The organism is Pectobacterium aquaticum (assembly GCF_003382565.3).
GTDB classification, from domain to species: Bacteria; Pseudomonadota; Gammaproteobacteria; order Enterobacterales; family Enterobacteriaceae; genus Pectobacterium; species Pectobacterium aquaticum.
On the sequence record NZ_CP086253.1, the window covers coordinates 945,081 to 965,920 of the forward strand.

Here is a 20,840-nt window from a genome sequence, read left to right on the forward strand (position 1 = left end):
GGAGAAAAAGAAGATAGCGTCAGTTAACTTCCGTACACGTTAATCGCGCTATTCAGCCTTCTGGCTTGAAGGTTTAGCCCTTCAGCCGCTTCTGTGGAGTGCGTAACCATATCGGTGTTGCGCTGTGTCATTTGTTCTATCTGTGCAATAGAGGTATTGATCAGGCCCAATGCCGAGGTTTGCTCATGCGTTGCGTTGCTGATCTCTTTGATCATAGTGGAGACCTGCAAGACTTCATCAACAATGTCGCTGATATGCTTGCCCGCGTTCTCGACCATTATGCTGCCCTGTTTCACACTTTCGACGTTGGCGTCGATCAACGTTTTAATCTCTTTAGCCGCAGAGGCGGAATGCTGCGCCAGATTGCGAACCTCAGCGGCTACCACCGCAAACCCGCGTCCTTGTACGCCAGCACGAGCGGCTTCAACGGCCGCATTCAGCGCAAGGATGTTGGTCTGGAAGGCAATACTGTCTATCACGCCAATGATATCAACGATTTTATCGCTGGCGCTGGAGATGGAATCCATCATACCGATGGTTTCCTTCATGATATTGCCACCTTTAAACGCGGTGCTGCTGGCGGCTTCTGCCAAGGTGGTGGCCTGTGCTGCCGTTTCTGCACTCTGCTGCACGGCAACGGTAATTTCTTCAATGGCGGCGGCAGTTTGTTGCAGATTGGCCGATGTCTCTTCCGTGCGGGTATTCAAGTCGACATTGTTTTCCGCCAGCTTATGGCTGACGTTGGTGATGCCGTTTACCTGTGTACTGACGTCGTCGACAAGCGAATGCAGGTTCAGGCCAAACTGGTTAACAGAGCGTAGCAGCAAGCCGATTTCGTCGACCCGGTTCAGGTGGACATGCTTTACTTTACGGCCTGATACCACATGCTGAGCCTGCTTCAGTATCATCCTGATTGGCTGGGCAATTTGCTTTTGCAGAAACTGATCCATGATGACGATGAGTAGTAGCGTCAGTGCCAATAGCCACAGCGGATTTATGCCGTTGAACGCAAGCAGTGCGGGAATGAGGCCCACCGTTAAGACTGCCAGGCGCAAGCGCCAGCGGACTGATAATTTCTGTAAGAGCGACAGTGGCGAAAAGAGCCCAGTACGAACGACTAACCCTTTGTAGAACTTACGGCTGCCCGCCTGTTTTTTCTGCACGGCGCTATACAGCGTTTCGGCATACTTGATTTCTTCAGCGTTAGGCGTGTTACGTACTGAGATATAGCCTGCGAGCTGCTCCTGCTGATAAACCGGCGTAACGTTGGCGCGGACCCAGTAGTGGTCACCGTTATTGCGACGATTTTTAACTAATCCAGTCCAGCTATCGCCTTGTTTCAGCGTAAACCACATGTCGGCATAGGCTTCAACGGGCATGTCGGGATGGCGCACAATATTGTGAGGCTGATTGATGAGCTGCTCTTCGGAAAAACCACTAACCGTGATGAAGGCAGAGTTGGCATAGGTGATGTGGCTGTGAATATTTGTCGTGGACATCAATATGGTGTCCATGTCTAACAGATACTCCTGCTGTGTAACAGGTGTATTTAATCTCATTAGAAACCCCGGCGTACGTATCCCGCTCAGTTTTCATGTTCAGACACGTTGGCCGCTTTTCTTGCTTCAGACGCTCTGGTTGTTACAGAGGCTGAAACGCCATGTTGCTGCCGAATGGTCCGTCCCGTGAAATCTGTCAGGCATATTGCTGTATAAATATTCAAGTTATTCAAATAGGTATACTGAAATTTTTTGGGTGACGCGTTCATTTATATAAAATAATGTCAGACATTATTTATAATGATCAGCCTATTGACCCTATATTGTGCGTGATGGAGATTTTGTAACTGTATCCGTCATACTTCAAGTTGCATGTGCGTTGGCTGCATTCAGTCACCCGAATCACTTACTCAAGTAAGCTCATCGGGATGCCTGCCCTTGCCGCCTGCCTGAAACTCGAATTATTTAGGATATATATTTTTGTAACAAATATGTCATCAGTGTTAGCACGCTTTTTCAGCACGCGTAAATTTATGATGAGGATGATTATCTGTCAATTGATTCATTTTATTGACAATAAATAAATGGTAAAAAATGATTAAAAATAGGGGGAGTAAAATAGAGATTTTTCTTAAAAGGTGTTTTGGTGTCGATGATGATGACGTTAAGAAGAATGACTTGTTAAGTTTTTTTTATTTTTTCTTTGCGCGAATGAAATTAAATGTTGCTGCTCTGCTGTTTATTCTTTTAATTACGACTTTCTTCCATGTTTATTGACGCTGAATTTATTATAGATCAAATAACGCGATCCGCAGGCCAGATAATGACGCTGGCCTGCGGAGAACGGTAATCAGGTTACCGGCGCTGGATTGAAGACGGCCAGCGCATTATGCAGTCCCCACTGATCGGACCAGGTTTTTTTCCTGCCGCTGGCGATATCCAAAATGAAGTGGAAAAGCTGCCAGCCCACGTCTTCGATCGTGGCCTCTCCGGTAGCAATGGTTCCGGCATCAATATCCATCAGATCGTGCCAGCGGTTTGCCAATGCGGTTCGGGTTGCCATTTTGATGACGGGTACAGCCAGCAGGCCATAGGGTGTGCCACGACCTGTGGTGAAGACTTGCACGGTGATACCAGAAGCGAGCTGTTGGGTGCCACACACGAAATCACTGGCTGGCGTTGCGGCGTAAATCAGCCCGCGTTTGGTTGGGCGCTGACCGGGGGACAGGACTTCGACAATCGCACTGGTGCCGGATTTGGCGATGGAGCCGAGCGCTTTTTCCACCACGTTCGCGAGGCCACCTTTTTTGTTGCCCGGCGATGGGTTAGCGCTACGATCGGTCTGCCCGCTGTCGAGGTAGTTATCGTACCAGGCCATTTCTTCCAGCAAGCGTTTACCGACCTCTTCATTGATGACGCGCGGCGTTAACAGATGAATGGCGTCGCGTACTTCGGTCACTTCGGAGAACATGACTGTCGCCCCGCAGCGTACCAAAAGATCGGATGCAAAACCAACGGCTGGGTTCGCGGTGACGCCGGAGAACGCATCGCTGCCGCCACACTGCATGCCGACAACCAGCTCAGAGGCCGGACAAGTTTCACGCTGGCGTTTGTTCAGTCGTTGCAGGTGTTTGTCTGCCATCGTCAGAATGTCATCCACCATCGATCTGAAACCAACATGGTGTTCATCCTGCAAGCGGACAATGCTGGTGTCGTCGAGGGAGATGGCTTGTACATCAGGCGTCCCTTCCAGCAGGCGCTCCGGCTGTAATTTTTCACAGCCCAAGCCGACCACCAGTATCTCGCCGCCAAAATTCGGGTTCAGCGCCAGATTGTGAATGGTACGGATGGGAACCACCGCGGCAGGAGCATTAATTGCCACGCCACAGCCATAAAGATGGTTGAGTGCGACCACGCCATCCACATTGGGATATCTCGGCAATAAATCACGCTCGATAATTTTGACGACATAGTCCACCACGCCCGCGACGCAGTGCACGCTGGTGGTAATGCCCAACAGGTTTTTCGTCCCTACGCTGCCATCGGCGTTGCGGTAACCTTCAAAGGTGTAACCTTCCAGCGCAGGCAGCGTGGGGGGGATTTTGGTCGCCAGCGGCAGGGTGTCCAGCGCGGGAGCCTGAGGCAATTCGACCAGCGATTCATCGATCCAGCTTCCTTTGGCAATATCACGCAGCGCATACCCGATAATTTCACCATAGCGGATGATGGCGCCTGATTTGGCGATATTCACAAGGGCCACTTTGTGACCTTGCGGAACATGCTCAATTAATTCCAGAGCATCATTAAAACGGGTTCCGGCACGTAAGCCATTATTATTAACAACAATGGCAACATTATCAGAATCGTGGACCTTAATATAAAGTGGCTGCTCTTGTGCAGCATTACTTTCTGATTTATCTGACATGATGCAAGCCTTTATTATTGGTTTATCAGAAACACGGTGGTAACTATTACCACACTATTACTTCATTGCTTGCTAATGAGTATACGTGAGGTTCCCTTCTCGTACATTATGCAATTGACCTAAGCCAGCGCTTTTTGTTTCTGATTTATCAGGCGAAGACCCAGTTTTTGGTGAGATTGATCACATTCTTTCAGCGCACGGTTTTTAAGTCAGAAATGACAATAATGTGTATAAATGTAAAAAGAGAATAGCGGCGTTTTTCGTGAAACACCTCGCACTATATAGGGCAAGTGCACCAACATATTCAAAAGGACATTTTTAATGTTGTGCTTTTAGCTAGTGAGCAGTCAGTGGGTAAAAATTATAATGTTCCTGCGAGTTGAAGATGTCAGCTAATTACTCTGAGGCTATATAGCCTGGCTATTCGCAAAAAAAATAAAAATGGGAATGTTAACTATCCACTGATCTTCATTCTGATAACCCTACACCGTTATCTGTTATTCGGAATGAATGAGCGAACCGCGATTGAAGCAGGAGTTCATCATGAATACAGTAAGCTCAGCAGCTGGCGCGATACAAAAGAGAACAAACGCCCGCTACTGGATTGTCGTGATGTTGTTTATTGTCACGTCATTTAACTATGGGGACCGCGCAACCTTGTCCATTGCTGGTTCTGCAATGTCTAAGGAAATTGGGCTGGATGCAGTGGGGATGGGCTATATCTTCTCTGCTTTCTCCTGGGCATATGTTATTGGGCAAATACCTGGAGGCTGGCTGCTCGATCGCTTTGGTTCAAAGAAAGTCTACTTCTATAGTATTTTTACCTGGTCGATTTTTACCTTATTACAAGGTTTTGTCGATATCTTCAGCGGTGCGGGGATCGTCATTTCTCTGTTCTTCTTGCGCTTTATGGTTGGCCTGTGTGAATCGCCTTCCTTCCCGGGGAATAGCCGAATTGTAGCGGCTTGGTTCCCTGCACAAGAGCGTGGAACGGCCGTCTCGATATTCAACTCGGCACAGTACTTTGCGACCGTGATCTTCGCCCCTATCATGGGCTGGCTGGTACACGCCGTGGGTTGGGCGCATGTGTTCTGGTTCATGGGCGGATTGGGGATCATTCTGAGCTTTGTCTGGCTGAAAGTGATCCACGATCCTAAAGATCACCCTAGCGTGAATCAGGCCGAACTGGATTACATCGAGGCCGGCGGAGCCCTGATCAATATGGATGCCAAAGGGTCGAAAAAAGCGACCGAAAAAGGCGAAAAATGGCATCAGATCAAACAATTAATGCAGTCCCGTATGATGCTGGGTGTGTATATCGGTCAATATTGTATTAACGCACTGACTTACTTCTTCATCACCTGGTTCCCGCTTTATCTGGTTCAGGCGCGCGGTATGTCGATCCTCAAAGCAGGATTCGTCGCCTCTGTGCCTGCTATCTGTGGTTTTGTGGGAGGCGTTCTGGGCGGCATTATTTCCGATTACCTGATGAGACGGACCAATTCACTGACCTTTGCCCGTAAAACGCCAATCGTTCTCGGTATGTTGCTCTCCATGTCGATGGTGATTTGTAACTACGTTGAAACCGAATGGGTTGTTATTGCGGTGATGTCTGCAGCCTTCTTCGGCAAAGGTATTGGGGCACTGGGCTGGGCGGTGATGGCCGATACCGCACCGAAAGAAATCAGCGGATTGAGCGGTGGGCTGTTCAATATGTTCGGTAACGCGTCTGGTATCGTGACGCCGATTGCGATTGGCTACATCATCGGAATGACCGGTTCCTTCAATGGGGGGCTGGTGTATGTCGGGATTCATGCGCTGGTTGCGATCTTCAGCTACCTGTTCATCGTAAAAGATATTAAACGTATCGAATTGAAGCCGTTCGTTAAGAATTAAGGCCAGTCGTTACCATATTAGTCTACATGTAAGCAATAACACAAAACGCTGTTCCATCAGTACGATGGCGCAGCGTTTCGCTATATACCCGTCATACTTCAAGTTGCATGTGCGTTGGCTGCGCTCACGCACCCGAATCACTTACCTGAGTAAGCTCATCGGGATGCCTTCTCTTGCCGCCTGCCTGAAACTCGAATTATTTAGGGTATAGATTTGTCATTTATTCATGCCCTTTAACGTCGGGTTTTACCTCTTCGAAATTGGGTGCCAAAGGGGCGTATTTCGGTGTTTATAAGACGGAAATTCGCTTTTCACGGTTTTCGTGAAACACCTCCCATTGGTCTGTGATAATGACATATTTAATCTGCATTTTTGCAGGGAATACTGTGCTATTGCCCAATGAGTTGTGAAATAAGAAAACTTATACTTTTTACTGAGGTTGGTAAGGCAGCATTGATGACGACACTGCTTTTCTGACTGTTTTATTCCGATATCGGGACAGTAATAACCTGTTTTTATTCTGATAACCCTACAAGCAGTGTTCAGTTCAAATCAGAGTAAAAACAAGGTCGCGCTAATAAAGTAGGAAAACAACATGAAATCATCTACTGGTGCACCATCTGTTTTTTATTTCTGTATGACTGAATTATTTTCATCCGCCTCAGCGCGCCTCTGCGTTGTGGCAACCATCGGAAACCTAAGCGTCAATCCTGTGCGCTCCATTCATGACGGGAGCCTGTCATGACACACTTTTCAGCGACGCCTGTGATTACTGACATGAAAGTCATCCCCGTTGCGGGCTATGACAGCATGTTGCTGAACATTGGCGGTGCGCATGGTGCTTACTTCACGCGTAACCTCGTCATTTTAACCGACAGCGCTGGGCATACCGGTGTCGGCGAAGCGCCCGGTGGCGACGTCATTTACAACACGCTGGTTGAAGCCATTCCCCGTGTGAAAGGCGAACAAATCGCCCGCATGAACCGTCTGGTTCATGACATCCATGTCGGCAACCAGTCTTCTGATTTTGATTCCTTTGGCAAAGGTGCCTGGACGTTTGAACTGCGCGTGAATGCGGTGGCAGCACTCGAAGCTGCGTTGCTCGATCTGCTGGGGCAATTCATGGGTGTCCCCGTTGCCGAACTGCTGGGGCCGGGTAAACAGCGTGATGAAGTCACCGTGCTCGGTTATCTGTTCTATATCGGCGATCGCACGAAGACGGATCTACCTTATTTAGCTGGCGAAAAAGGCAAGCACGAGTGGTATCACCTGCGTCACCAGCAGGCGATGGACAGCGACGCGATTGTGCGTTTGGCCGAAGCCACCACTGACCGCTACGGATTTAAAGATTTCAAACTCAAAGGTGGTGTACTGCCCGGCGAGCAGGAAATCGATGCCGTGAAAGCGTTGAAAAAGCGTTTCCCAGATGCGCGTATTACCGTCGATCCAAACGGTGCCTGGCTGCTGGATGAAGCGATTGGTTTGTGCAAAGACATGAAGGGCATTCTGACCTATGCGGAAGACCCGTGCGGTGCCGAGCAAGGTTTCTCCGGTCGTGAAGTGATGGCGGAATTCCGCCGCGCCACTGGGCTGCCAGTCGCGACCAACATGATTGCAACCAACTGGCGCGAAATGAACCATGCGGTGATGTTGCAGGCGGTCGATATTCCGCTGGCCGATCCGCATTTCTGGACGATGCACGGTGCAGTGCGCGTCGCCCAACTGTGTGATGAGTGGGGCCTGACGTGGGGCTGCCATTCCAATAACCACTTCGATATCTCTCTGGCGATGTTCACGCACGTGGGGGCTGCGGCACCGGGTAACCCGACGGCGATTGATACGCACTGGATCTGGCAGGAAGGGCAGCATCTGACCAAAGAGCCACTGCAAATCGTCAACGGCAAAATTAAGGTGCCGGATCGTCCCGGTCTGGGAATTGAGCTGGATAGGGAACAGGTCATGAAGGCTCACGATCTCTACAAAAAATTACCGAGCGGGGCACGTAATGATGCCGTCGCCATGCAGTACCTGATTCCTGGTTGGAAATTTGATCGTAAACGCCCGGTTTTTGGCCGCTAACCCTACAGTGAAAAATTAGAGAGAAAGGATAAGAAAATGACATTGCAAAGTTCAACTCCGGTGATTACCCACATGCAGGTTATTCCGGTTGCAGGTCACGACAGTATGTTGCTCAACCTGAGTGGCGCACATGCACCTTATTTCACTCGCAACATTGTGATTCTGAAAGATAACGCCGGGAATACCGGTGTCGGAGAAATTCCCGGCGGTGAGAAAATCCGTCAGACGCTGGAAGATGCTGCCGCGCTGGTGGTGGGCAAAACGCTGGGCGAATACAAAAATGTGATGACGGCGGTGCGTGCGCAGTTCGCCGACCGCGATGCTTCCGGGCGCGGTTTGCAGACATTTGATCTGCGTACCACCATCCATGTCGTCACGGGGATCGAAGCGGCCATGCTCGATCTGCTGGGGCAATTCCTCAACGTCAGCGTGGCCTCGCTGCTGGGTGATGGGCAGCAGCGTGATGCCGTCGAGATGCTGGGTTATCTGTTCTACATTGGCGATCGTAATAAAACCGATCTGCCTTACCAGAGTCAGGCTAACGAGAAATGCGACTGGTATCGCCTGCGTCACGAAGAAGCGCTGACGCCAGAAACCATCGTGCGTCTGGCTGAAGCCGCCTACGAAAAATACGGTTTCAACGATTTCAAACTGAAAGGCGGCGTACTAGCCGGTAGCGAAGAGGCTGAAGCAGTGACCGCGCTGGCGAAACGCTTCCCGCAGGCCCGCATCACGCTGGATCCAAACGGTGCCTGGTCGCTGGATGAAGCCATCGGTCTGGGCAAACAGCTTCGTGGCGTGCTGGCGTATGCAGAAGATCCGTGTGGCGCGGAGCAAGGTTTCTCCGGTCGTGAAGTGATGGCGGAATTCCGCCGTGCGACAGGGCTGCCTACTGCGACCAACATGATCGCCACCGACTGGCGACAGATGGGGCACACCATTTCGCTGCAATCGGTCGATATTCCGTTGGCCGATCCGCACTTCTGGACGATGCAAGGTTCCGTACGTGTGGCGCAGATGTGCCACGAATGGGGCTTAACCTGGGGTTCTCACTCCAATAACCACTTTGATATTTCACTGGCCATGTTTACTCAGGTCGCGGCGGCGGCTCCGGGCAAGATTACGGCGATTGATACGCACTGGATCTGGCAGGAAGGCAACCAACGCCTGACGAAAGAACCGTTGCAGATTGTTGGCGGCATGGTGGAAGTGCCGAAGAAACCGGGTCTGGGCGTCGAGCTGGATATGGACCAAGTGATGAAAGCACACGAACTGTATAAAAACATGGGATTAGGCGCACGTAACGACGCCATGGGAATGCAGTACCTTATTCCTGAGTGGACGTTTGATAATAAACGTCCGTGTCTGGTTCGCTAACGTTCTGATTTTCCGTTTTTTGAGCGCGCCGCTTCAGGCAAGCGGCGCTGGAATGACCGAGGATAAAAAATGAAGACTCCGCTGTTACCTAACCGTTTTCGCCAAGATTTGCAGCAGGGGAAAACGTTGATTGGCTGCTGGTGTGCGCTGGGCAACCCGATTTCAACTGAAGTGCTGGGGCTGGCGGGATTCGACTGGCTGGTGCTGGATGGAGAACATGCGCCTAACGATATCGTGACGTTTATTCCTCAGCTCATGGCGTTGAAAGGCAGCCACAGCGCGCCCGTCGTTCGTCCGCCGTGCAATGAGCCAATCATCATCAAGCGACTGCTGGATATCGGGTTCAATAACTTCCTGATTCCTTTCGTGGAAACGGCGGAAGAAGCCGCGCGTGCGGTCGCGTCAACCCGTTATCCGCCAGCGGGCATCCGCGGCGTTTCCGTGGCGCACCGTAGCAACGGCTATGGCACCGAACCGGACTATTTCGCCAAGATTAACGACAACATTACCGTCGTAGTGCAAATCGAAAGTCAGGACGGCCTCGACAATCTGGATGCAATTATTGCCGTAGACGGCGTAGACGGCGTGTTTGTTGGTCCGAGCGACCTGTCTGCGGCGCTGGGCTACCTCGGTCAGCCTAACCACCCTGACGTGCAGAAAGCGATTCGCCACATCTTCGATCGTGCGGCGGCGCATAACAAGCCGTGCGGCATTCTGGCACCGGTTGAAGCCGATGCGCGTCGCTACCTGGAATGGGGCGCAAGCTTCGTTGCCGTCGGTAGCGATCTGGGTGTGTTCCGCAGCGCAACACAGGCGCTGAGCGACAAATACAAGAAGTAATTCTGTCATTCCGTGCGAATCGGATCCGCTATGAGGCGGGTTCATCGTGAATTGAAGTGATATCTACATCAGACAATGAGGTTAGGGCGATGAAAATTGGTTTTATTGGATTGGGCATCATGGGAAAACCGATGAGTAAAAATCTGCTGAAAGCAGGTTACTCATTAGTCGTGATGGACAGAAATCTGGACGCGGTCGCGGAAGTGGTTGCGGCGGGTGCCACGGCGGCTACAACGCCGAAACAGGTTGCAGAGCAGTGCGATGTCATCATCACCATGCTGCCTAACTCTCCACACGTTAAAGAGGTGGTGCTGGGTGAAAACGGCGTCATCGACGGTGCGCGCGCTGGAAGCATTGTGGTGGATATGAGTTCAATCGCCCCGCTTGCCAGCCGTGAAATTGCGACCGCACTGGCGGCGAAAGAGATCGCTATGCTGGACGCGCCGGTCAGTGGCGGTGAGCCTAAAGCGATCGACGGCACGCTGTCTGTGATGGTCGGTGGCGACAAAGCCCAGTTTGATCGCTGCTTTGAGATTCTGAAATCCATGGCGGGTTCTGTTGTACATACTGGTGATATCGGTGCAGGGAACGTGACCAAACTGGCGAATCAGGTGATTGTGGCGCTGAACATTGCCGCCATGTCCGAGGCGCTTGTGCTGGCGACGAAGGCAGGCGTTAACCCAGATCTGGTTTATCAGGCGATCCGCGGTGGATTGGCGGGCAGCACCGTACTGGATGCGAAAGCGCCGATGGTGATGGATCGTAACTTTAAGCCAGGTTTCCGCATCGATCTGCATATCAAAGATTTGGCGAATGCGCTGGATACCTCACACGGCGTCGGCGCACAGTTGCCGTTAACGGCGGCGGTGATGGAAATGATGCAGGCGCTGAAAGCGGACGATCTGGGATCGGCCGACCACAGTGCGCTGGCGTGTTACTACGAGAAGCTGGCCAAAGTTGAAGTTACGCGATAAGCCGTGAAGCGATAGTCACGAGGCTGGCACAGGATGCCAGCCGACTGGCAGATAATCACTCTGATCTACCTACTGGGTTTCAGGGTCTGCTGCCCTGAACGTTGGCAGGTATAAGCGCCGTTTCATGAGCGCGCGGATTATTGATGCAATCGGAACGTTGATGAAATCGGATCGTTTATGAAAATAGTGATCGCACCGGATTCTTATAAAGAGAGCCTGTCTGCTCAAGAGGTTGCTACGCAGATTGAAAAGGGATTTCGTGAAATATTTCCCGATGCCTGCTATGTCAAATTGCCTGTTGCAGATGGTGGGGAAGGCACCGTTGAAGCCATGGTCGCTGCGACCGATGGCAAGATTGTGAATGTTAAGGTGACAGGACCGTTAGGCGATAACATCGATGCGTTCTTTGGCCTGTCTGGAGATGAAAAAACGGCTTTTATTGAGATGGCGGCGGCGAGTGGTCTGGAACGTGTGCCTTCGCAACTGCGTAATCCGTTGAAAACCACCAGCTATGGCACAGGCGAGTTGATTCGCTGCGCGTTAGATCACGGTGTTCGGCACTGCATCATCGGGATTGGCGGGAGCGCAACCAATGACGGCGGGTCGGGCATGGTGCAGGCGCTGGGCGCGAAGTTGTTGGATAAGCAGGGCGAACAGATCGGTTTTGGCGGGGGTGAACTCGACAAACTTGCTCGCATTGATATCAGCGAGCTGGATGAGCGTATTAAAAATTGTCGCTTTGAAGTGGCCTGTGATGTGACCAACCCGTTGACGGGGAAACAGGGTGCGTCGGCGATTTTTGGCCCCCAGAAAGGGGCAACGCCGGAGATGATTGAACAGCTGGATAATGGGCTGAAGCATTATGCGGCGGTGATTCGCCACGATCTGGACATGGACGTGGAACATGTTCCCGGTGCGGGGGCGGCGGGCGGTATGGGGGCGGCGCTACAGGCTTTTTGCGGCGCTGAGCTACGTCAGGGCATTGAAATTGTCACGGAAGCGTTGGGGCTTGATGAACTGGTACGAGATGCCACGCTGGTGATTACCGGGGAAGGGCGCATCGACAGCCAGACGATCCACGGCAAAGTACCGATTGGTGTGGCGCGGATTGCCAAACAGTATAATAAACCGGTGATTGGCATTGCTGGCAGCCTGACGGCAGATGTCGGCGTGGTACATGAACATGGTCTGGATGCCGTATTCAGCGTGCTTTACAACATCTGCTCACTCGAAGAAGCGCTGGATAATGCGGCAGAGAATGTACGGATGACGGCACGTAATATCGCGGCCACGATCCGACTAGCGCAGTCTGTGTCGCGATAATGCTACGGTTAGTCAGTGCCTTTTATCTACATATTTTATGCAGACTGATAGAGGGTTTCGTGCGCTCGTCCCTTAAACGTTCAGCGTTAGGTGCTCCCTCTGTCAGGCTGCTGTTTCTTATACGAATGCAGCGACATTGTGGTTTTTGCCGTTATCCGGCGTAAAAAATTATGCTGAGGAGATAGCTGGCTTAGGATGAGCCGCAGGACGCGGTGAAAGCTTGCGCCACGTAGGGAACGTGTCGCAAGCGGTCCGTTAAGCCGGATATCGACGAAGGTACCGCGTTAGCGGCATAATTTCCGCCGAAAGCCTGGGGTCACGGGGCGAGCGGCGTGTGAGCCGTCCCGTGTCGGGCGCGTGCTGCGGAGGAGCATGAAATAGCCATATTGTAAGCGCACGAAACGGTCTCTGCATCCACATAGCATGTGACAAAAATACAGGTCTATGCTGGGATATTGATTACGAATGCATCGGTTTGATATGCGGCTGGGCGGCTTTGTTGACGTTGTCTATTTCGTCCAGCAGCTCTAGCCATTCGGGTTCCAGATCGCTGGCGTGAACGCCTTTACGCAACTGTTGTTCCAGATAGCGGCAGATGCGTTGCAGACGCGGGACGCCGCTGTAGCTGCAACTGCCGTGCAGTTTATGAACCAGCTCGATGATGCCATCATCCGTCTGCCCCTTCAGCACGTTTTCTATCTTCCGCTGAACCTCTGGCAAGAAATCCAACAGCATTTGCAGCAGGTCGCGCGCCAGTTCCGGTTTGTTGGCTGCCTGTTGCTGCGCCAGCGCCCAGTCGAGCGATAGCTGGCTATCGTTGTGCTCACTCAGTAAACCTATGATATCGCCTCGGTAGCGCTTCAACGGATCTCTCCTCGCATGGCGTGTCAGCACGCTTTTCAGCATCTGTTCGTCTATCGGCTTAGCCAAATAGTCATCCATACCCGAACGCAGCAGATGCTCACGTTCCCCCGTCATGGTCTGCGCTGTCACCGCAATGATAGGCGTGGTGGCATGGTGAGGGATCTGACGGATCAATTCGCTGGCGCAAATGCCGTCCATACCCGGCATCTGAATATCCATGAGGATAATGTCGCACTGATTCCGTTCTGCCTGTGCAATCGCATCTTGTCCGCTTTCGCACAGGATAATCGTCTCGACCTGCTCTTCCAGCAGCGTACCGATCAGTTTCAGATTAGCTGGGTTGTCGTCCACCGCCATCACCCTCAGTGGCAAACGGGCAGGATGTCGCATTGCACTCTGGTTTGGTGCGGCGGCATCCGACAGAAAAGAGAGCTGGAACAGCGTGCTGTCGTGTAACAGCGGCAGCAGGCGTGACGCGGCGAGCGGTTTACTCAGGCAGGCATGTACGCCGAAGGTTTTCAACTGCTCGGCATCCATTTGCGCGAGGCTGGGCAGCGCCAGAATCACATAAGGCGAACGGCGGCAGATATCGCGCAGTCTGGGAGTGTAGTCGAGCAGAGAGTTGCGATATTGGACGGGAATACCGAGCAGCAGGATATCGAATCCCCCTTCCGGCAGTTGCTCAAACGTCGGGCTGTAGCTCACGATAAGCGGCGTCTGGCTCAGGATGTCCAGCGTGGCCTGTGCGGCAATAGGATGGGACTCAACGTACGCCAGATGCTTGCCTTGCAGCATCGTGTAGGCGGACTCGGTCGGTATCGCGTGCGGATTGAGCGGCAGCGTGATATGGAACCAGAAGGTCGATCCCTTGTTGAGTTCGCTCTGAAAACTGATGTCGCCACCCATCTCTTTGACCAGACGCTGGGTGATGACCAGCCCGAGACCCGTGCCGCCATGACGGCGCGAAATACTGGTGTCGGCCTGGCGGAAAGCCTGGAACAACTGCGATTGCTGCAACTCGGCGATACCGATACCGGTATCGCGTATTTGCACCTCTAGCTGCACCTGATGTGGTTCCTGCCGGCGCTTCTCCACCCGAATATCGATATTGCCCTGTTCGGTAAATTTAATCGCGTTGCCCAGCAGGTTGGTGATGATTTGCTGTATCCGCAGTGGATCGCCGACAAACTGTTCGGGCACGTCATTCTGAATACTGAGCGTCAGCTCCAATCCTTTTTCATGTGCCGTGTGCGCCAGCAGCATCACCACGTCGTCCAGCGTGTTGTGCAGGGAGAACGGAATATCCTCCAGCACCAGCTTTCCGGCTTCTAGCTTCGAGAAATCCAGCACATCGTTAATAATATTCAGCAAGTTATTGGCAGACCGCTCGATGGTGCGTAGATAGTCCGTCTGCGTGGTGTTCAGCGGCGTCTTCAACGTCTGGCGGGTGAAACCGATCACGCCATTTAGTGGCGTTCTCAGTTCGTGCGACATATTTGCCAGAAACTCAGACTTGATACGGGCGGCTTCCTGCGCGCGCTTTTTGGCCAGATCCAACTCGACGTTTTGGATCTCCATCTGCTCCAGTGTTTCCCGCAGATCGTAGGTCGCCTGATCGATATTTTGCTGCATTTCTTCGTGGTAGGCGGTCAGCGACATCGCCATCGAGTTGATGCCGTTTTTCAGCATATCCAGCTCGCCGAGCATGTAACCTTCGACCCGGCTATCCAACTGCCCACGGCGAATGCGGTCAACGGTATCCACCATATTACGAATCGGGGTGGTGACATCCCGCATCAGACGATAGGCAAAGATGACGGCGGCACCCAAACAGAGCAGCAGCAGGAGCGCGGCGATGAAGATTTCCTGATACTGCTGAAGCCGAATGGGGCTGGTATCCAGCTCGATCACCAGATAGCCGAGAGGTGTCGCGGTACTGGGCAGCACCGGAGTCGTTCCGCCCGGCATGAATTCGCTGTCATTGACGATCGGGATGTGCAGAATCAGCGCGTCATTCGTGTGGTGCAGGTGCAGTTTATTGTGTGCAAGTACATCGTTGCTGAGCGACTGCAATGTCACGTTGTTGCGTACGTTGGTGGTGGCCAGAAGCTGATTACGCGCATCGAACACGCTAATGGTACGAATAATCGCGGAGTGGCGGCGATGAAGCGTATTGATTAATGCTGGAATCGTGTCCATCTGGCGATGGGTAATGGCGTAAGCGCTGATGGTTGCCAGCGGCTCAATGATACTGGCGCCTGAATCGGCCAACTGCGACTGCAACTGATTGTAACGATGAATCACGAAGAACGAACTCAGCAGCAGCCCGATCATTAGCGTCGGTGCCAAAATCAGTATCAACATCCGTGCACGAAGACTGTATTTGGTCATGAGGTTCCAATGTGGGAGAATTAGAGGATGCTGAGCACCCAATGATGTAATTAGTTATCGGGTACTGCATGTACCGATTACAGCCGTTCAACTCAAGAGAAAATCGATAGTACATTATGGCGCAATTCTACTCTCCAAACCGGCGTGTGACGACCCGGAAAGCGATTCCTGCTAAGAACCTCACTGTTACGGTCACGTCGCTTGATCCGTTTGGGCAGGGGGTGGCGCGTCACGAAGGCAAGACGGTGTTTGTCACGGGGGTACTGCCGGGAGAGCAGGCCGAGGTCCAACTGACAGAAGAAAAGCGTCAGTTTTCGCATGCAAAACTTAAACGCCTTCTGACGCCTAGCCCGCAGCGCGTCGCACCGCCGTGTCCGCATTTTACCCGCTGTGGCGGCTGCCAGCAGCAGCACGCGGACATTGCGCTGCAACAGAGCAGCAAAACGGCTGCATTGATGCGTCTGATGACGCGGGAAACGGGCGTGGAGCTGTCTGAAGCCTCGCTGATTGCTGGCACACCTTATGCCTATCGGAGGCGCGCGCGGCTTGCGTTATACTTTCAGGCAAAAGAGCAGCGTCTGTTGATGGGCTATCGGCAGTCAAATTCTCACGATCTGGTGGATATCAAAGCCTGTCCGGTGTTGCGCCCCGAGCTTGAAGCATTGCTGCAACCGCTGCGCGACTGCCTGAGTCGATTAAAGGCGGTGAAGCGCCTTGGGCATGTAGAACTGGTGCAAGCGGATAACGGTCCGCTGCTGGTGCTGAGGCACCTTGATCCACTCCATTCATCGGATCAGCAGGCACTGCGTGATTTTGCGCAGCAGCAGGGCGTTTCGGTTTATCTGGCACCGGATGCCGATTTGCTGACGTGTCTACAGGGCGAAGAGCCGGTTTATCACGTTGCTGGGCTGACGCTGGCCTTTAGCCCGCGCGATTTTATTCAGGTTAATGACGCGGTGAACCAGCAGATGGTCGCGCAGGCGCTGGCATGGCTGGATGTGCAACCGCAGGATAGAATATTAGATCTGTTTTGTGGCATGGGTAACTTCACGCTGCCGCTGGCACAGCATGCCGCGAGCGTCGTCGGCGTTGAAGGGGTGACCGCGTTAGTCGAGAAAGGACGCGAAAATGCCCGACGCAATGGGTTGTCCAATGTCACATTTTTTCACCAAAATCTTGAAGATCATGTCACGCAGCAGCCGTGGGCGGTTCAGGGTTTTGATAAGATATTACTTGATCCGGCACGTGCGGGCGCGGCAGGCGTGATGGAGCAGATAACCAGACTGGCACCTAAACGGGTGGTGTATGTTTCCTGTAACGCCACGACGCTAGCGCGCGACAGCAAAGTCTTACTGGCTGCGGGTTTTAGACTGGCGAATGTCGCCATGTTGGATATGTTTCCACATACCGGTCACCTTGAATCGATGGCACTGTTTTTGCACGATACGGGCACGCGGAAGGCGCAATAACCAGCAAAAACGCATCATTTGCAAGGTGAAGGGTAACGTAGGGAGAAATTATGGTTGCGGTAAGAAGTGCGCATTTGAATACGGAAGGTGAGTTCGTCCCTGACGCGTGGATTGCTTCACTGGGTATTGCCAGTCAGCAATCGTGTGAACGTTTAGCCGAAACCTGGCGTTATTGTGAGCAGCAAACGCAAGATCACGCTGATGCGCCGCTACTGCTGTGGCGTGGCATCGAAATGGTGGAAATCCTTTCCACACTCAGCATGGATAATGACAGCATGCGCGCGGCGCTGCTTTTTCCGCTGGCCGATGCGAACGTGGTCGATGAGGCGACGCTAGAAGCCGCGTTTGGGAAAAACATCGTTGATTTGGTGCATGGCGTGCGCGATATGGATGCAATTCGCCAGCTCAAAGCGACGCAGAATGATTCCGGCGCGTCTGAGCAGGTCGATAACATCCGCCGCATGCTGCTGGCGATGGTGGAAGATTTCCGCTGCGTGGTGATCAAACTCGCGGAGCGGATCGCGCATCTGCGTGAAGTGAAGGATGCCCCGGAAGAAGAACGGGTGTTGGCAGCCAAAGAGTGTACCAATATCTATGCGCCGCTGGCTAACCGCCTGGGTATCGGCCAGTTGAAGTGGGAGCTGGAGGATTTCTGCTTCCGCTATCTGCATCCTGATGAATATAAAAAAATCGCCAAGCTGCTGCACGAACGCCGTATCGATCGCGCGCAGTACATTGACGATTTTGTCAAAACGCTGCGCAACGCGATGAAAGAAGAGGGCGTGCAGGCGGAGATCTATGGTCGTCCCAAGCATATCTACAGCATCTGGCGCAAGATGCAGAAGAAGGCGCTGTCGTTCGATGAGCTGTTCGATGTGCGCGCAGTGCGCATTGTCGTTGAACGCTTGCAGGATTGCTACGGCGCGCTCGGTATTGTGCATACCCATTATCGCCATCTGCCGGACGAGTTTGACGACTACGTCGCTAACCCCAAACCAAACGGTTATCAGTCCATCCACACGGTGGTGCTAGGGCCGGGCGGTAAGACGCTTGAAATTCAGATTCGCACGCGTCAGATGCATGAAGATGCTGAACTGGGCGTGGCGGCACACTGGAAATACAAAGAAGGCACGGCTGTCGGCGGGCGTTCCGGCTACGAAGGCCGCATTGCCTGGCTGCGTAAACTGCTTGCCTGGCAGGAAGAAGTGGCGGATTCGAATGACGTACTGGACGAAGTTCGCAGTCAGGTGTTTGACGACCGGGTTTATGTCTTTACGCCGAAAGGCGATGTGGTGGATCTCCCCATGGGCTCCACGCCGTTGGATTTTGCCTATCATATCCACAGCGATATCGGGCACCGCTGCATCGGGGCGAAAATCGGCGGACGTATCGTGCCGTTTACCTACCAACTGCAAATGGGCGATCAGATTGAAATTATCACCCAGAAGCAACCGAACCCGAGCCGTGACTGGCTGAACCCGAATCTGGGGTATATCACCACCAGTCGCGGACGTTCGAAGATTCAGAACTGGTTCCGTAAGCAAGATCGCGACAAGAACATTCTGGCGGGTCGACAGATTTTGGATGACGAACTGGCGCATTTGGGTGTCAGCCTGAAAGCTGCGGAAAAACTGCTGCTGCCACGCTACAACGTGAATTCGCTGGATGAGTTACTGGCCGCTATCGGCGGCGGCGATGTTCGCCTCAACCAGATGGTGAATTTCCTGCAATCGCAGCTAAAACAGCCGAGTGCGGAAGAGCTGGATCGTGAAGCGCTGCGCCAACTGACGCAAAAATCGCATCAGCCTGTGGCACGTAACACGAAGGACAACGGCCGCGTGGTGGTAGAAGGTGTAGGCAATCTAATGCACCACATTGCCCGCTGCTGCCAGCCGATTCCGGGTGATGAGATCACTGGGTTTATCACGCGCGGACGGGGCATTTCGATTCACCGCGCGGACTGTGAACAGTTGGACGAACTGCGTGCCAGTTCGCCGGAACGCATTGTGGATGCGGTATGGGGCGAAAGCTACTCCAGCGGCTATTCGCTGGTGGTGAGGGTGATTGCCAACGATCGTAGCGGGCTGCTGCGCGATATCACCACGATTCTGGCGAATGAGAAGGTTAATGTACTGGGCGTCGCCAGCCGCAGCGACACCAAGCAGCAACTGGCCACGATTGATATGGATATCGAGATCTACAACCTGCAAGTGTTGAGCCGCATTCTGGCGAAGCTCAACCAACTTCCAGATGTGATCGATGCGCGGCGCCAGCAGGGGGCGTAAATACTGGTTTCACCATCTGCCAGTTGAAAACCTTGGCAGGTGTGGTGAACAGTTTCGTGCGTGATTAGCCGTATTGTTCTTTGTGGCACCATTGCCACGCCCGACTGAGGGATGCTCAGACGCCGCATCCCTCAGAACCCAGGCTTTTGGCGAGAATTGTGCCGCGATGCGGTTCCTTCGATGAACATGCCCGCTGCCGAGCCACCTGTGACGCGTTCCCGACGCGGCACAGGCTTTCGCCGCATCCATGCGGCTCACTCGGCGGTCATGTGCATCTCAGCACAATTTTCTACGCCGTTTAAATGAAGATAGTGATGTCTTTTCGCTTTTCAGCACAAGTTAGCTACCGTATTTTGCTATTTTCACACAAATTTTTTCAGGAATATTATGACTGTACCTTTGACGAACGTATCCTCCATCGAGCGCCTGCTCGCCATCATGAAAACTCTGCGCGATCCTGAAAACGGCTGCCCGTGGGACAAGAAACAGACATTTGACACTATCGCGCCCTATACATTGGAAGAAACGTATGAAGTGCTGGATGCCATCAGCCGTCAGGATTTTGATGATTTGCGCGGTGAGTTAGGGGATTTGCTGTTTCAGGTGGTGTTTTACGCGCAGATGGCGCAGGAAAAGGGCCTGTTCGATTTCTCCGACGTGTGTAACGCCATCAGCGACAAATTGGAACGCCGCCACCCGCATATTTTCGGCGATCTGACGCTGACGGACAGCGATGCCGTGCTGGCAAACTGGGAGCAGACCAAAGCACAGGAGCGAGCGGAGAAAGATCGTCATTCACCGTTGGATGACATTCCTGATGCGCTGCCTGCCTTAATGAAAGCGCAAAAAATTCAGCAGCGTTGTGCCTCTGTTGGCTTCGATTGGGACAGTCTGGGTCCGGTGCTCGATAAAGTGTATGAAGAAATCGACGAGGTGATGTTTGAGGCGCGGCAAGCCGTTGTCGATGAAGAAAAATTAGGTGAAGAGATTGGTGATTTATTGTTCGCCACAGTCAATCTATCTCGTCACCTAGGGCACAAGGCCGAGAATGCGTTACAGGCGGCGAATCGTAAGTTTACGCGTCGTTTTCGTAAGGTAGAACAAATCGTTACGGCATCGGGAAAAACGCTGGAACAGGCGACGCTGGACGAAATGGAAGCGGCATGGCAGCAGGTGAAAAAACAGGAAATAGACCATTAATCCGTTTTTAATCGCAAACCCTGTTTTTATCGATTTTAATGAATTTATTGCTTTGTTATTAAAGGTAATTATTGGTTTTGGTGAGGGTGGTTTTACCTCGCCTTAGAGTGTGTTGGAATCGCCACATTGTGTAAAACGAACATTTGTGGCGTTCATCAGGTTCAGGTATACTACTTTCCCGTCTTGGTACCTCCATCGTCTTTAAACCTAAACTCTCA

General features: G+C 52.5%; 12 protein-coding genes. 9 read left to right on the plus strand and 3 right to left on the minus strand.

Annotated features, from left to right (window positions below):
- Positions 1-23: 23 nt before the first annotated feature.
- Both DMB82_RS04415 and garD read right to left on the minus strand, forming a co-directional pair.
- On the minus strand, positions 24-1,559 hold the full coding sequence (locus DMB82_RS04415) for a methyl-accepting chemotaxis protein (RefSeq protein ID WP_167469130.1): 1,536 nt from the start codon (positions 1,557-1,559) through the stop codon (positions 24-26).
- Positions 1,560-2,349: 790 nt separating this feature from the next.
- Positions 2,350-3,924: a galactarate dehydratase gene (gene garD, locus DMB82_RS04420; protein WP_102117492.1), complete on the minus strand. Its 1,575-nt coding sequence runs from the start codon at positions 3,922-3,924 to the stop codon at positions 2,350-2,352.
- A gap of 543 nt (positions 3,925-4,467) precedes the next feature.
- On the opposite strand from garD, the gene DMB82_RS04425 reads away from it, so the two are divergent.
- The 6 genes from DMB82_RS04425 to DMB82_RS04450 all read left to right on the plus strand — a co-directional run bounded on the left by DMB82_RS04425 (position 4,468) and on the right by DMB82_RS04450 (position 12,413).
- Complete coding sequence (locus DMB82_RS04425) at positions 4,468-5,820, plus strand: MFS transporter (RefSeq protein WP_102117493.1); 1,353 nt, start codon at positions 4,468-4,470, stop codon at positions 5,818-5,820.
- A 741-nt stretch (positions 5,821-6,561) separates the two neighbouring features.
- Entirely contained in the window at positions 6,562-7,899 is a 1,338-nt protein-coding gene (locus DMB82_RS04430; RefSeq protein WP_116186507.1) for an enolase C-terminal domain-like protein, read from the plus strand.
- A gap of 36 nt (positions 7,900-7,935) precedes the next feature.
- Positions 7,936-9,276 (plus strand): glucarate dehydratase, encoded by a 1,341-nt coding sequence (gene gudD, locus DMB82_RS04435; RefSeq protein WP_102117495.1) that lies wholly within the window; start codon positions 7,936-7,938, stop codon positions 9,274-9,276.
- Positions 9,277-9,345: 69 nt separating this feature from the next.
- Entirely contained in the window at positions 9,346-10,116 is a 771-nt protein-coding gene (garL, locus tag DMB82_RS04440) for a 2-dehydro-3-deoxyglucarate aldolase (RefSeq protein ID WP_116162419.1), read from the plus strand.
- Between the two features lie 89 nt (positions 10,117-10,205).
- Entirely contained in the window at positions 10,206-11,090 is an 885-nt protein-coding gene (gene garR / locus DMB82_RS04445; protein WP_116162417.1) for a 2-hydroxy-3-oxopropionate reductase, read from the plus strand.
- A gap of 177 nt (positions 11,091-11,267) precedes the next feature.
- Positions 11,268-12,413 carry a glycerate kinase gene (locus DMB82_RS04450; protein WP_102117498.1) on the plus strand — a complete coding sequence of 382 codons (1,146 nt, stop codon included), beginning with the start codon at positions 11,268-11,270 and terminating at the stop codon, positions 12,411-12,413.
- A gap of 459 nt (positions 12,414-12,872) precedes the next feature.
- On the opposite strand, the gene barA is transcribed toward DMB82_RS04450, so the two are convergent.
- On the minus strand, positions 12,873-15,668 hold the full coding sequence (gene barA / locus DMB82_RS04455) for a two-component sensor histidine kinase BarA (protein ID WP_116162415.1): 2,796 nt from the start codon (positions 15,666-15,668) through the stop codon (positions 12,873-12,875).
- A 116-nt stretch (positions 15,669-15,784) separates the two neighbouring features.
- Between barA and rlmD the strand changes: the two genes are divergently transcribed.
- The 3 genes from rlmD (at position 15,785) to mazG (ending at position 20,622) form a co-directional block, all read left to right on the plus strand.
- Entirely contained in the window at positions 15,785-17,137 is a 1,353-nt protein-coding gene (gene rlmD, locus DMB82_RS04460) for a 23S rRNA (uracil(1939)-C(5))-methyltransferase RlmD (protein WP_116162413.1), read from the plus strand.
- 50 nt (positions 17,138-17,187) lie between these two features.
- The gene (gene relA / locus DMB82_RS04465; protein ID WP_116162411.1) at positions 17,188-19,422 is read left to right on the plus strand and encodes a GTP diphosphokinase; all 2,235 of its coding nucleotides are present in this window, start codon (positions 17,188-17,190) and stop codon (positions 19,420-19,422) included.
- Between the two features lie 387 nt (positions 19,423-19,809).
- Positions 19,810-20,622, plus strand: coding sequence for a nucleoside triphosphate pyrophosphohydrolase (gene mazG, locus DMB82_RS04470; protein ID WP_116162405.1), 813 nt, complete (start codon positions 19,810-19,812; stop codon positions 20,620-20,622).
- Positions 20,623-20,840 lie beyond the last annotated feature (218 nt).

Excerpts from the sequence above, each read along its gene's own strand:
- DMB82_RS04415 (WP_167469130.1), bottom strand. The coding sequence starts at position 1,559 with ATGAGATTAAATACACCTGTTACACAGCAGGAGTATCTGTTAGACATG.
- garD (WP_102117492.1), bottom strand. The coding sequence starts at position 3,924 with ATGTCAGATAAATCAGAAAGTAATGCTGCACAAGAGCAGCCACTTTAT.
- DMB82_RS04425 (WP_102117493.1), top strand. The coding sequence starts at position 4,468 with ATGAATACAGTAAGCTCAGCAGCTGGCGCGATACAAAAGAGAACAAAC.
- DMB82_RS04430 (WP_116186507.1), top strand. The coding sequence starts at position 6,562 with ATGACACACTTTTCAGCGACGCCTGTGATTACTGACATGAAAGTCATC.
- gudD (WP_102117495.1), top strand. The coding sequence starts at position 7,936 with ATGACATTGCAAAGTTCAACTCCGGTGATTACCCACATGCAGGTTATT.
- garL (WP_116162419.1), top strand. The coding sequence starts at position 9,346 with ATGAAGACTCCGCTGTTACCTAACCGTTTTCGCCAAGATTTGCAGCAG.
- garR (WP_116162417.1), top strand. The coding sequence starts at position 10,206 with ATGAAAATTGGTTTTATTGGATTGGGCATCATGGGAAAACCGATGAGT.
- DMB82_RS04450 (WP_102117498.1), top strand. The coding sequence starts at position 11,268 with ATGAAAATAGTGATCGCACCGGATTCTTATAAAGAGAGCCTGTCTGCT.
- barA (WP_116162415.1), bottom strand. The coding sequence starts at position 15,668 with ATGACCAAATACAGTCTTCGTGCACGGATGTTGATACTGATTTTGGCA.
- rlmD (WP_116162413.1), top strand. The coding sequence starts at position 15,785 with ATGGCGCAATTCTACTCTCCAAACCGGCGTGTGACGACCCGGAAAGCG.
- relA (WP_116162411.1), top strand. The coding sequence starts at position 17,188 with ATGGTTGCGGTAAGAAGTGCGCATTTGAATACGGAAGGTGAGTTCGTC.
- mazG (WP_116162405.1), top strand. The coding sequence starts at position 19,810 with ATGACTGTACCTTTGACGAACGTATCCTCCATCGAGCGCCTGCTCGCC.